This is a genomic window from Stenotrophomonas sp. YJH_SMC_17 (genome assembly GCF_059371655.1).
Window position 1 is genome coordinate 79,783 of record NZ_JCAFUU010000004.1, and the last position, 12,456, is coordinate 92,238.

A 12,456-nucleotide genomic window follows, 5' to 3' on the forward strand; every position below is an offset into this window, starting at 1 on the left:
CCTTCAACCGTTGCCACGCCCGTGAACCTGCAGACGCTGCCATCTCTTCCGTACCGCATGCTGCCTGACAGCTGCCAGTTTGAACTGTTGGATGTGGATGCCCTGCAGGATCCTGCCAGCGGCCGTCTTCTTCACCTGTACTCACTGGTGGCCCGCTGCCTTTCCTGCGAAACGGTGTTCAAGGCAGAGGAAGGCCGAGGGTTGGTGAGCCATTCCGCGGCCAGAGTGGTGCGCTGCCCCACCGGCTGTGGCCAGCAGGCCTTCAAGTCCTCGCTGCTGCGGGCGTGGCGCCCGCAGGCCATCGCCCAAGCGTGACTCAGATCTGTTGCGCTCACAGCAGTGCGGGATTGGCGCGCCAGACCGCGTAGTTCAGCGCGCAGGCAAACACGATCCAGGCCAGGTAGGGCAGCAGCATTGCTGCGGCAGTGCGACTGATGCGCGCAAACCTGACGATCGTGGCGCACACCAGCGCAATCAGCAAAACAATGTCCGCGAACGCAAGGGCGCCAAGTTTCCAGCCGAAGAACAGCCAGCTCCACAGTGCGTTGACGGCCAACTGCAACAGATAGAGCCGCAGTGCCGGTTGCGCGCCGCGCCAGCCGCGCTCCCGCCAGACCCGCCAAGCCGCAACCGCCATCAGCGCATAGAGCAGCGTCCAAACAGGGCCAAACACGCCAGCCGGCGGCGCCCACGCCGGCAAGGCAAGCGAGGCATAGAAGGTGGCCGCCGATGAAGACGCCCACGCGCCCAATGCGGCCGCAGCGAAGGTGATCGCCAACCAGCCCAGAAACCCGGAAATCTGTGTGCCTCGCTTCATTTCGATACCGCTCCATGCTCCGTATGCCGCTGCATACGCATGAAAGCGGCATTTGGATGCAGGCGCCGCAGCTTTCAGTCTGACGACCGGCCAGTGCTTGCAGGCAGCAGGGAAGGGCGCTGGTCAAACCACTCGCGCGCCTTGGTCAGGTGCCACTGGCGCTGGTCGCCATCCAGCTCGATGCCCGCTCCCAGCAGCCCCCAGCGCAGATAAAGGTCACCGCGCTTGCGCTGTTCCAGCAGATCCAGTCGAGCGCGCACCGACAGCCGATCATTCTCGGCGTGCAGGCCATCGATCACCAGATGGCCGGGGCGCCAGCGCAGCCTGGCCTGTGCATCCACCTGGCCGGAATCCAGCAGCGACAAGGTCCAGCGCGGGTAGTCCGTGCGCTCGGCAAACAGAGCCAGCAAGGGCCGTGCATCGCTGAGTGTCAGGTCGGTGGTGGCGTCCACCTGGAAGGGCGATTGCGCATCGATGCGGCCGCGCCTGAAGGCCGCACGCCCCTTCCACCGGGTCGAGCGTTCAGTGCCGGCAATCTGCACGTTGCGTAGCTCGACGGTGGTGCCGGACAGGTCGAAATGACGTTGGTTGAAGTCGCCCCGGCGCAGTGTTGCGTTCACGTCCACATCGCCGCCCATGTCCAAGCCGGCAACCTTGGCGCTGGTGTTGCGCCCCTGCAGGTGGGCCGTGCCATGGCCAACGCGGCCGTCGGTATCGAGGACGGCATCACCGCTGAGCGAGCCGGTGCCGCGCAGCAGGCGCACCTGTTTTGAACCGAGATAACGGTTGTAGGCGGACAGATCCGGAATCGTGGCCTTGCTGAAGCTCAGATGCGCGCGCACCCCCTTGCGCAGTTCCTGCAGGCGGCCGTCGCCGGTCAGGTCCAAGGCCAGATCGCGGCCGTCGAACAGCCGAACATCCTTGGCGTCGGTGGGGCGGGCGGTGAAGCGGGGCAGGCGGACCGCAAGCAGCGCCTGATTCGGAGTACCTGACTTCAGTTCCCCATGCGCGCTGGCGGTACCGGCAAGCCGGACGCCCGCCACCTCGGCAACCGCCTCGGCAGAGGGAATGTCCACCGTGCTGCCTTCGCTCAGCTCGCCATTGTGCAGCCGCAGGTCGGCCTTCAGCGTGCCGCCGCCGTCGAGTTGCAGCCACGGCTTGCGGACGAACAGGGCAGGGATCCAGTTGAGCGAGGTGAATGTCCATTCGCCGCGTACCGTACCTGAACTGCGCTCCAGCAACTGGCCCGGATCCTGAAAGGGGATTTCACGGCCGGTGATGTGCAGGTCCGCGTCCACTTCGCTGCCTGAGCCGGGCCGTGGTGGCAGGCGTGCCTGCAGGCGCAGGTCGTTGGCCACGTTGAGCTGAAGGGCCAGCATGCCGCGGTCTGGAGCCCCGTCGCCAAGATAGAGCGGCACCTGCCAGAGAGCGCGGTCGCCGGGTTGCAGCTGACCATCGATCAGGTGTGCCGAGAGCTGCAGGCGGCCCGGGACCGGGGCGCTGGAGATCTTTGGGGTGGTGGCATCCGTATCCATACGCAGGCCCTGGCTGCGTGCATCAACGTCCAGCTGGGCATGCAGGATCTTCAGTTTGGCCAGCCCAGGCGCCTGGTCACGGTAGTGGCGTGGGTAGCTGAAGCGCGCAGCCAGGTTCATGTCGCCCAGCAGCTGCACCCCGTCGAAACTGGTGTCTGCACCCTTGAATGTGACTGTTGAATCCAGCAGTTCCGAAGGACCGCCGCGCAGCTGCTTGACGAAGCCGACCGTGCCTTGGCCCTTGCCGATGATCAGCAGCTTGCCGAAACGGGCGCTGCGGATGCTGTCGCTGTGGATGGCATCGAAACGCAGCGTCCACCCCTGGTCGCTGCGCGGGGGCGGCGGAATGGCCTCTTCAACGCGGCTGATCTCGGCTGATACGCCCGTGGCCTGCAGGCGCGGAACCCGTACTTCGCGCCGGAACAGCGGCAGGACTGCCAGCCTGGCGCTTGCCCGATCGGCGTGCAGCACGTAGACGGTGTGGTTGACGTGGCCGCGCATGTGCACGTTCCAGGCGATCACGTGGCCGGGGAGTAGCGTGATGGCCGGGCCCGTGGTCATCACGAACTTGTGCAGCTTGCGGTTGGTGACCTGGTCGAACAGTGGTGTGTTGAGGAAGATGTTGCCGGCCAGGAGGTACAGCGCGTACAGGCCCAGTGCAATGTAGCCAGCCACGCGCCATCGGTGGAACCGGTGTCGAATGCGCGCGGGCGTAGGGGACATGTATTGCTCTAGGGACTGGGATGAACTCAACTATTGCTGAGCGCGCTGCGGCGCCGCGTGAAGCATCCATGTGGCCCAGGCTGGATTCTGGTAGTGTCCGGCCAGGTCATTCGCTGAGATCTGCAGGAGCCGCGTGGAGATTCGACCTGCCAACGCCGGCGATTTCGACGTCATGTGGGGCCTGTTCAAGGCCGCCATTGCGCCGCAGGACGCACTGCCGTTTGCCGGCTCGTACGAGGCAGGTACGTTCCGGAGTCACTGGTTCCAGGCCCAGATGCCGCATGTGGCCGTACTGGAGGGCCAGGTTGTCGGGATGTACAAGATGGGCGCGAATTTTCCCGACCTGGGCTCTCATGTGGCCAGCGCGACCTATCTGGTGGATGCGTCGTTACAAGGGCGTGGGGTAGGCCGTGCGCTGGTTGAACACAGCCTGGAGCAGGCGAGGGCGCAAGGGTTCCTGGCCATGCAGTTCAATTACGTGGTCAGCACCAATGCTCCAGCCGTAGCGCTGTACCGGAAGTTGGGGTTCGAGGTGGTGGGCACGCTGCCGAAGGCGTTCCAGCATGGGAAGTTGGGTCTGGTGGATGTCTTTGTGATGCACAGGTTTCTGTAGGCAGGCGCGGACACCCGGTTTCGTGCGGGTTGCCTGTCCGATTGATTTCGGAGGACCAGTAATGGCTACATCGACCGGATTTCCCTCCGCTGCACCCTTCCGGCAACGCACGCTCTTTCAATGGATCGTCCTTCTTACCTTGCTGGCCTGGGTGTTTACTGCCGTCGTCCTTGCCATTGGCGGTCGGCCTGATCCAGCCAGGCTCCGCGCTGTTGCGCCCCTGATCGACGGTCCGTGGAAATTCCACGTTGGTGACGATTCTCGCTGGGCGGGCATCCCGGTCGACGACGCGTCCTGGGAAACGCTCGACCTCAGTGCGCCGGCCAGCAGCAACGACGGAGACGTGGGGCTGCCCAACTATGTAAGCGGGTGGATGGCGCATGACCACTATGGTTACCAGGGATATGCCTGGTATCGACGCACACTTTCGATTCCAGAGGGAGACCGCGCATGGGACATCCTGGGGCCTACCGCCGTGGAAGATGGCTACGAACTCTTCTGGAACGGTGATCGCCTGGGAGGATCGGGCAGGCTAGGGGACGCGCCTCGCGTGGTGGGCACGCGGCCGATGATCTTTCCGCTTCCAGCAGATGCAGCAGGAACGCAGGGAGTTATCGCCGTATGAGTGTTCATGCAGCCCGGCAGCGCTGTTGGCCCTGCAAGCGGCGGTATCCATGTGGCGCCGACACTCGCCCCACTACCGGAGAGCCGGGCGCTGTTCCACATTCAATGGTGGCGTACCGTTGCAGGCTATATCGTGGAGGTGGTCGAGCCATTGGCCATGATCATGGTAATCGTGCTGGCATCGGCGCTTCGCCAGCGCAGCAGCCATCAATCGTTGTTACCTGGGCACTGGCGTGGAATCGCTGGGACTTCCTCCCTCGCGGACGATCGATGCCAGCGCGCTGACACTTGCAGCGCTGGGGGGTGTGGCAGGTGCCATAGGGGCCGCCTCACTCACGCAGGTCTTCCGACTGGGTACGCTCGGGTTGTTGCTGGCCGTCGCCGTGCGCATCTTCCGTCAAGGGCCTGTGCGTGGCTTTGCGCTTATCGTGATGCTGGTGATCGCCATATCGCAGTACACGAGCGAACTCGGCGCGCTGGGTGTTCCGACGATCTGGTTCCCGTTTGGCATCGGGCTCACGCTGACGCAGTACGTGTACGGGATTGCCATTCCGTTGCTGGCGGTGTTGATCGCGCAGAGTCTGACAGTTGGAGAGTTGCCGCCACAGGCAGGGGTTTCAGGTACAGGGATGGTTATGGGTCTGTGGGGAGGTTGTCGGTCTGCGCTCGATGGGCAGCGTGAACATAATATACATTATGCGAAATTTTGTATCAATCGATGGCGGGCTTTGTCAGCTCCGCGTGGCAATGGATGAAGCTCTGGCTTGGTGTTCGTCGACAGACAATTCTGCCCTGATCAGGCAGAGATTCTGCCCCTTCAGGCAGACAATACTGGCTCGCCGTGAACCCATGCAGAGATTTCTGGCTGTAGATTGGCCCGTTGCAAACATTTCTACCGTTACAGGACCAGTTGAGCTCGCTGTTTAAGGAGCCTCTTAAGTTATCGAAGGCCTGTCCGTCCTCAACGAAGCGCTTTCCGCCGGTGCCTGGGGATGGCCCGATCTGTCTGAGTAGACATGATCCGCCACAGGCCAGTTATCGGAGAGAAGAACCCGGCCGGGGTTTCCCTGGCGCCCTGGACGAATCCGCGGAGCATGGCAATCATCAGATTCATGGTCGTCACCTCGCCCAATGGTGGATCAGGTGTATCGGTACTGCACCGTACACGCGCTGCCGACGGCTAGCTGCGCTTGTGGGCCCCCCTCGACCTGACTGGTCAGATGGATTGAGACGTTTCCCCCACAGGTTACCTGAGTGGCGAGCCGTGGCATTCTTGCGGCAAGCAGCTTCTGCAGCAGGCGTCGGTGGATGTCGCGACAGATTGGCTCGATGCGGACACTTTCGAAGCGTTGCTGAGCCCGGATGCCCTCCCGGGCCGGCCCCTGAAGCACTGCCTTCAATCTGACAGCGTTTTGCGCGTATGGATCGCAGAACGGAAGCTCTATCTCTTTCCACAGTGGCAGCTCGATCCTGCTGGGACACCTTGGGCTGACCTCTCTGCAGTGTTGGCGCTACTGCGTGAGCCATATGGCGTTTCAAGCGGCGAACCTACGTCTGGGTGGGAGGAAATCGAGTGGCTGGTCGCTCCGCATGCTCTATTGTCCGGCGCGAAGCCATCAGAGGTACTTGCTCTGGACCCGGATCTTGTCCTCGCCGTGGCCAAGCAAGAATTCTCGTCTTCTAGCGATGATGGCCGCTGGTGAACCGTGATCCTTGCGCTGAACCTTGGCCAGACAATTCGGGATGTTTCCCCCACGCTTTTAGCTCGCCTTTCAGACGGCCACTAGGCGTGGCCCGGCCGCGCTGGTGATGATGCCCATGCGGTTCGTGCTACGTGCGTCTTGGGCAGCGCCAGGTATTGATGAGGTTGACGACTCGATGTAGTATCAGGTCGAACTAAAAAAAATACAATACAATCAATGCGTTACTTCGCATAACGTACCTTCCGACAGCCAGCAGGAAATCCCCCATCCTTCAGAACTTCTTGAGAGACTGAAGGCCATCCGATCCGTGTTCGAAGGGTGCAAGGCGCGCAACTCAGAATTTGAGAAGACGATACTAATGCCCCATCGCACAAAGCGAAATGCATTGCGAAAGGGCTGATATCAGTGCCAGCGCCAAGTGCACTGCACGGCGGCCGAACTTGAACTGATGCCTCTTGCAGCAAAATCTATACAGCCCTGCTCCCCATAAAGCGTTCCGATCCACTGCTCCAATTGGAGTGGAACTGCTCATTCCCCAATGAGAAACTAAGTAGGTCAAGATCTGCCCTTCCTTACCCCCGATAGATCTCCCTAATCCCCCGCCCCGCCGATGTCCGGTTCCGGCCGGGTTTCGTGACTCCTTCTGCCAAGCTGATCAGCTAGCTGGCCCAGCGAACAGCTGGGCCAGCCACATCGCGTTTACTTCATCCGCACGATCCCCTGGAATCGGCTGAACTGGGCAACCTTTTCCTTGGAAAGACGACTCTCCGCTGCTCTGGTGCGCGTTGCGAGCAGTTTCGCATCGGGCGCTGCCACTCCGGCGTCCTGCAGGAATTTCTCCTCCAGCAAGGCATCGCCGCTGCACAGAACAACCTCCCATTTGCCCTGGACGCGGCGCAGAAGCGCACGCCCACCGTGCGTTCCCTGGGTCCAACCGGCCACCGCATGGGTGCCTTGTACTGTGATGGGGTCGATGTCCAAGCGTGAGTCTGGGCGCTCCCAGATGCCCTTCATGAGCGTCTGGATCTGGCTGGCATCCGTGGCCGGTGCGGCGCGTGCAGCGTCGCCCACCAGCAGGCCCAGCGCGATAAGCAAGGTGCAGAAAGCCGTCTTCATGGGTCAACTCCTGTTGAGATGCATCAGAAACCGATACGCAGGCCCAGCTGCGCATTGCGGCCGGGCATGGGATAGCCGGTGCGATAGGCGTAATTGCGATCCAGCAGATTCTCCACCGCAACAAACACTTCACCTTCGTTGCCGAGTGCGGCCACGCTGCGCGCGACGCGCAGGTTGACCACTGCGAAGGGAGACACGCGGCTGAAGCCAGAACCTTCTGCCGAGCGCGCCTTGCCCAGCACGTACATGGCATCCTGATACTGCGCGTCGGCACTCAGGCGCCAAGCCTGCCATCGGGTATTCACACCAGCACTCAACGCCCGGCGCGGCGCATAGGGTGCCTGCGCCAGATCCGCGTCCAACCAGGTGAAGCCGGCGAACAGCTCGGCGTGCTCACCGGCCGCCGCGGTCACCGTGGCCTCTCCGCCAAGCATGCGATAGCTGCCCAAGTTGGTGAACATCGGCATTGCTACTGCCGGCGGGAAGGCAAAGACATAGCGGTTGCGGTAGTCGTCCTGGAACAACGACGCATCCACTACGACGCCCGGTGCGAGTTCAAAACGGGCGCCGATTTCCACGTGCTTGCTGGTTTCAGGCTTCAGGCCTTTCCAGCTTTCCGCCAGTGCCGGTATCAGCGACGAAAGCACTACCACGCCTTGACCCGGGTAGTTCACTCCGCGCGAAGCATTCATTCGCAGGCTTACGGGCCCATCGCTTAGCAACACACCCGCGTGGGGCGCCAACGTGTTTTCAAACACGTTGTGGTCGTAGGCCCGGAGACCGGCCGATGGGGTGAGGGTCCATCGGCCCCCGAGATCAATGGGATGGGCATAGGCCAGGTGGGGAGCGGCGATGCGCAGGGAAGGTCCTCTGAAGTAAGCGGCCGGCGCCGGCGAAACACGCTGGAAGCGCACCGTGCCATCAATCTGGTCGATGTCCACGCCGCCACTTACGGTACCGCGGCCTGCCTGCACTGACTCGGTCCAGCGGATGCCTTTAAGATCGAAGTCCGACAGCGTGTCTCCATCCAAGCCGGGTTGGCTCAGTGCACTGCCCCGCCCGCTGTTGCGGTACAGCGACAGCTCGCCGGATGCCGCGTCGTGCATGTGCTGCACTGTGGCCGTGATCAGGGTGCCGCGGGTATTGAACTGGCCAGAGCGGGTCTCAGGTCTGCCCACCTCGCCAGGATCAGACACCCGGTTGTCAGCGGACAGCAGCGTGAGTCCCACCCGCCAGTGGTCATCCACACGATAGCCCAGCTTGGCCATGCCGTTGAGCAGACGTCCTTCCCCGTGTGATCGGGCACCGTCAGAGCGGGCATACCCTTGGGCCACTACGTAGTCGATGTCGCCCGTGCGTCCGCTGAGCAGCGCGTTTTCGGTGACCGTTCCGTAGCTTCCACCGGTGAGCTGCAGGCCGTTACGTTGCCCCTGATCGGGAGCGGCCGTGGTGGTCAGGTCGATGGCGGAGAAGGTGTTGCCGTACCGGTGAGGTTGCGGGCCCTTCAGCACATTGATCTGCTGCACTGCGTGTACGGGCAGCAGGTCGAGCAGCGGGTGGTCCCAGACCCCCATATAGAAAGGAATGCCATCGATGTAGGTTTTGATCTCCGACCCCGGGCGGCTGGCGCCCTGGCCCCGGATGTAGACCGCCCCGCCCTCGCCACCGCCGAAGGCGCCGACCGGGTTGAAGCGCGAGACCGTAACGCCCGGGGTGCGACGCAAAGCCGAGGAAAGGTCCAGTGCGTTCAGATCACGGATCTGCTGGGCACCGACGACCGTGGTCAGCGAGCCGTGTGCGTCGATTTCGTTGGATTCGATGATGGGCGATGCGACCACTGAAATACGGTCCAGCGAGGTGGCCTCGATGGGCTGCGCATGGGCCGCGGGCACGCAGAGCGCGGCAAGGGCGAGCGCCAATGGGCGGGTGCAAGGAAGAGACATGGGTGTCCTTTGAACAAACGCGCGCAAACGCACATCCTCCGGGTAATCGGAGGGGGTAAACCTGGGAACGAGGCCACTACCGCGCTGTTGCGGAGTCAGGACCATCGGTATGAAAACCTGGGAGCGGCGAAGCGCTCAGTTCCGGCGCAGCGGGGGACCCGTGGCCCAGTAGCCTTCCGCGCGCGTGAGCAGCGGCAGGGGCTGAGGTGCTGCCGGCGGGGGGGCGACCGTCGGGAGCATGCTGCCCGTCCAGGGCAGCGCGGAGATGCCGCCCAGCAAACGACCCGCCAGCACGCAGTAGGCGCAGTCATGGTCAGCCGTGGCCTGCTGCGTACCCTTCGGTTCAAGGTCGCCGTGCGAAAGCACCTGCGGGGTGCCACGGACAAGCCATGGCGATGATGATTCGAGGGCATCGGACGCTGGGCCGTTCGCCACGCCGTGGCAGATGTCCGATGCAATGAAGGCCCCCGCTGCTGGATGCACCAGGCTGCGCGTAAGTACCGGCCCGGCCATGATCAGCAGCACCGCCAGCAACGCGGCCTGGGTCATCCATCGGTGGAGGGTATCCATACGCTTCACGCGGCGAGTGTAGGGTCCAATCTCGTCCTTTTCCATTCAGGAATGCCAGGTGCGACCACATGTCGCACCGGCTCCTGGCCGCCGGGCACCCGTCCGGCCTTGCCCTACAATGCGTGGGTGCGCTTCCGTCCCTTCCACCGCAACCTCGGCCTCATGGCGCTCGTCGCCATGCTGCTCATCGTGCTTGCCCCATTGGTAAGCCGGTGGGTTGCGCACAGCGCGGCAGCAGGCCACAGCGAAGCAGTACACGCCATTGAGCACCAGCCTGCTGCGATGCAGCAGCATGAGGGTGGCGAGCATCACCACCACGGTGCTGGCGACGCGACAGAAATGATGATGTCCGCCGACCACGACCACGACCACGACCACGATGCAATGGTCGCGCACGCCGAGGTGCGTCCGCCGCAGGATCATGCCGGCAAACCCCGCAACGACCCGCATGCCGGGCACGATATGGGCGTGGACTGCGACTACTGCCTGATCGCAGCGCGCATGGTGAGCCTGCTGGTCGCCCTGTTGCTCGCGCTGATCGGCTGGCGCCCGCCACACTTTGCCCGCGCCTGGACGCTCAGCTGGGGTTCCAGCATTGCCGCCGGGCACCTCGGCGCCCGCGGCCCTCCCCTGCGCGCTTGATCGCCCGCGCCCGCCGCGCGGACACCCAGCCGATGCCACTCAACGCCTACGCCTGACTGCGCGGGCGCAAAGGCGTTTCCCGATCTCCGCACTACCTGGCTTATGCCGGGTGGTGCCATTTGCTGTGACCATGAACCAGAACCTCATTCGCACCACGCTTTCGCTCAGCCTGGCCACCGCGCTTGGCTGCCTTTCCCTGTTGTCGACCGAAGCATCCGCGCAGGATGGCACTTCACTTACCCTGGGCACCGTGCAGGTAACCAACGACGGCTCTTGGGACCGGAATTCACGCACCGTTTTCAGCTCCGTCGACGTCATCGGTGGAGACCTGCTGCAGTCGCAGCGCGTTGAACACAGCTGGGAGCTGCTGATGAACGCGCCCGGCGTGCAGGTGACCCAGTTCAAGATGGGCACCGACGCAGGGCGATTCTCGTTCCGTGGCTTCAACGGCGAGGGCCGCATCAATGCAGTGAAGCTGCTGATCGACGGCATTCCCAGCAACGACAACGCCGGGGGTATGCCCTACCTGGACGCGGTCTGGCCGCTGGATATCACCGCCATGGAAATCGTGCGCGGCACCAACGACGCGCGTTACGGACTCAACGCCATCGCCGGCGACGTCAACGTGGTTACCCGCCAAGGCGGCAATGACGGCCAGCTGAGCGTGACTGCGGGCAGTTTCGGCACGCAGGACCTGCAACTGGCCAAAGGTTTCGAGCATGGGGCGTGGTCGCAGAATTACTTCATCGGCTGGCGGCAATCGGCCGGTGAACGTGACCATGCCGACGCCACGCAACGCAGCTTTGCCGGCAAGTGGTTCTACACAGATCCCGACGGTACCTGGCGCGGAGGCTTGACCATGCGCTACTACAAGAACGCGGCACTGGAAGCAGGCTACCTCAGCTACTCTGAACTGCAGGCCGATCCGAAGCAGTCTCCCGCTTACGCCAAGGACGACCGGAGCGAACGCGAGACCCGCCAGACCGCGTTGCACTTCGACGGTCGCATCGGCAGCAACTGGACGTGGGCGGCCAAGGCCTACCAGAACGACTACCGCAACCAGCGTTGGGTCACCTTTACCCAAGGTGGTGCGCAGCAGGAGCGGTTCAACGATGAAACCCAGCGTGGCCTGATCCTCAATGCCACCTGGCGGCCGGACACCGCACTGGCAGAGCTGGTGGTGGATGCCGGCGTAGATGGCCAATGGCAGAACAACATCGCCCAGCGCTACCGCACCGTGCAGCGTCAACGCCAGGCCACCCTGCGCGACTGGGACTTCGATCTGGATACCCGCGGTGCGTACGTGCAGGCGGTGATCCGCCCGATCGACCGGCTCAAGCTGGTACCGGCGTACCGTGTGGATCGCATCTACGGTGACTTCACCACTGTCTCCTCGGGCACGTCGGCGCCGGTGTACGACTATGGGCTGATCAAGCAGCCCAAGTTCAGCGCTTCCTATGACATCAGCGAGTCGCTGGTTGCCTACGGGAACTGGGGGCGCACTTTCCAGATCGGTAGCGGTAACGGCGCCTATCGCACGCAGGCGGGCGATCTGTCGCCTTCCATCAATGAAGGTTGGGAAGCGGGATTGAAATGGTCGCCAGTGGCGGCCCTGCAGACCCGCGCTGCAGTGTGGGAGCAGACCGCATCCGACGAGGTGGCCACGATCCTCGGTGTGAACGGGACCATTGGCACCAATGAGGTTGGCAACGTAGGCAAGACCCGCCGCCGGGGCTGGGATCTGCAGGCCAACTGGCAACCGGATGCGCGCTGGCGGGCATGGGCGTCCTATTCGCGGCAGAAGGCCACCATCGAAGTCCCCGATCCAAGCGCACCGGCCACCCGCGGCCGGCAGATCGAGAATGTGCCGAACTGGCTGGCCAGCGCTGGCGTGGCGTTCAGCCCCACTCCGGACTGGACCTTCAGTGCCTGGGGTAACGGTCAGGGTGACTACTACGTGGAGCGCACCAATACGTTGGGCCGCTTTGGCGGCTACGCGCTGCTCAACCTGAGCGCCACATACAGGCTGAATTTGCGCAACCAGCTTTCGCTGCAGCTGAAGAATGCCACCGATCGGGCCTATCTGTACGCCTGGTATGACAGCGGCTCCTCGGGCTATTCGCCCGGCGACGGCCGTGCGCTCTACCTGACCTGGGCGCGGGAGCTCTGA

General features: G+C 63.3%; 11 protein-coding genes. 6 read left to right on the plus strand and 5 right to left on the minus strand.

Annotated elements, in window-relative coordinates; all coding sequences use genetic code 11:
* Positions 1-21 precede the first annotated feature (21 nt).
* Positions 22-315, plus strand: a complete 294-nt coding sequence (locus AC5P8Z_RS13055; RefSeq protein WP_286071965.1) for a hypothetical protein — start codon at positions 22-24, stop codon at positions 313-315.
* Between the two features lie 16 nt (positions 316-331).
* Here the strand turns inward: AC5P8Z_RS13055 and AC5P8Z_RS13060 are convergent, their stop codons facing one another.
* Positions 332-817, minus strand: a complete 486-nt coding sequence (locus AC5P8Z_RS13060) for a TspO/MBR family protein (RefSeq protein ID WP_286071966.1) — start codon at positions 815-817, stop codon at positions 332-334.
* Positions 818-891: 74 nt separating this feature from the next.
* Positions 892-3,075: an AsmA family protein gene (locus AC5P8Z_RS13065; RefSeq protein ID WP_495229216.1), complete on the minus strand. Its 2,184-nt coding sequence runs from the start codon at positions 3,073-3,075 to the stop codon at positions 892-894.
* A gap of 133 nt (positions 3,076-3,208) precedes the next feature.
* Between AC5P8Z_RS13065 and AC5P8Z_RS13070 the strand changes: the two genes are divergently transcribed.
* From AC5P8Z_RS13070 to AC5P8Z_RS13080, 3 genes are all read left to right on the plus strand, one after another.
* On the plus strand, positions 3,209-3,688 hold the full coding sequence (locus AC5P8Z_RS13070) for a GNAT family N-acetyltransferase (protein ID WP_286071968.1): 480 nt from the start codon (positions 3,209-3,211) through the stop codon (positions 3,686-3,688).
* Positions 3,689-3,749: 61 nt separating this feature from the next.
* Positions 3,750-4,313, plus strand: coding sequence for a hypothetical protein (locus AC5P8Z_RS13075; protein WP_495229217.1), 564 nt, complete (start codon positions 3,750-3,752; stop codon positions 4,311-4,313).
* A gap of 232 nt (positions 4,314-4,545) precedes the next feature.
* Entirely contained in the window at positions 4,546-5,067 is a 522-nt protein-coding gene (locus AC5P8Z_RS13080; protein ID WP_495229218.1) for a hypothetical protein, read from the plus strand.
* A 1,647-nt stretch (positions 5,068-6,714) separates the two neighbouring features.
* Here the strand turns inward: AC5P8Z_RS13080 and AC5P8Z_RS13085 are convergent.
* The 3 genes from AC5P8Z_RS13085 to AC5P8Z_RS13095 form a co-directional block, all read right to left on the minus strand.
* Positions 6,715-7,131, minus strand: coding sequence for a copper uptake system-associated protein (locus tag AC5P8Z_RS13085; protein ID WP_495229219.1), 417 nt, complete (start codon positions 7,129-7,131; stop codon positions 6,715-6,717).
* 23 nt (positions 7,132-7,154) lie between these two features.
* On the minus strand, positions 7,155-9,074 hold the full coding sequence (locus AC5P8Z_RS13090; RefSeq protein WP_495229220.1) for a TonB-dependent receptor: 1,920 nt from the start codon (positions 9,072-9,074) through the stop codon (positions 7,155-7,157).
* 135 nt (positions 9,075-9,209) lie between these two features.
* Positions 9,210-9,689, minus strand: a complete 480-nt coding sequence (locus AC5P8Z_RS13095) for a DUF2946 family protein (RefSeq protein ID WP_495229221.1) — start codon at positions 9,687-9,689, stop codon at positions 9,210-9,212.
* A gap of 63 nt (positions 9,690-9,752) precedes the next feature.
* Between AC5P8Z_RS13095 and AC5P8Z_RS13100 the strand changes: the two genes are divergently transcribed.
* Together AC5P8Z_RS13100 and AC5P8Z_RS13105 are read left to right on the plus strand one after the other, a co-directional pair.
* Positions 9,753-10,286 (plus strand): DUF2946 family protein, encoded by a 534-nt coding sequence (locus AC5P8Z_RS13100; RefSeq protein ID WP_495229222.1) that lies wholly within the window; start codon positions 9,753-9,755, stop codon positions 10,284-10,286.
* 130 nt (positions 10,287-10,416) lie between these two features.
* Positions 10,417-12,456 carry a TonB-dependent receptor gene (locus AC5P8Z_RS13105; protein ID WP_495229223.1) on the plus strand — a complete coding sequence of 680 codons (2,040 nt, stop codon included), beginning with the start codon at positions 10,417-10,419 and terminating at the stop codon, positions 12,454-12,456.

Excerpts from the sequence above, each read along its gene's own strand:
- AC5P8Z_RS13075 (WP_495229217.1), top strand. The coding sequence starts at position 3,750 with ATGGCTACATCGACCGGATTTCCCTCCGCTGCACCCTTCCGGCAACGC.
- AC5P8Z_RS13095 (WP_495229221.1), bottom strand. The coding sequence starts at position 9,689 with ATGGAAAAGGACGAGATTGGACCCTACACTCGCCGCGTGAAGCGTATG.
- AC5P8Z_RS13105 (WP_495229223.1), top strand. The coding sequence starts at position 10,417 with ATGAACCAGAACCTCATTCGCACCACGCTTTCGCTCAGCCTGGCCACC.
- AC5P8Z_RS13085 (WP_495229219.1), bottom strand. The coding sequence starts at position 7,131 with ATGAAGACGGCTTTCTGCACCTTGCTTATCGCGCTGGGCCTGCTGGTG.
- AC5P8Z_RS13065 (WP_495229216.1), bottom strand. The coding sequence starts at position 3,075 with ATGTCCCCTACGCCCGCGCGCATTCGACACCGGTTCCACCGATGGCGC.
- AC5P8Z_RS13090 (WP_495229220.1), bottom strand. The coding sequence starts at position 9,074 with ATGTCTCTTCCTTGCACCCGCCCATTGGCGCTCGCCCTTGCCGCGCTC.
- AC5P8Z_RS13060 (WP_286071966.1), bottom strand. The coding sequence starts at position 817 with ATGAAGCGAGGCACACAGATTTCCGGGTTTCTGGGCTGGTTGGCGATC.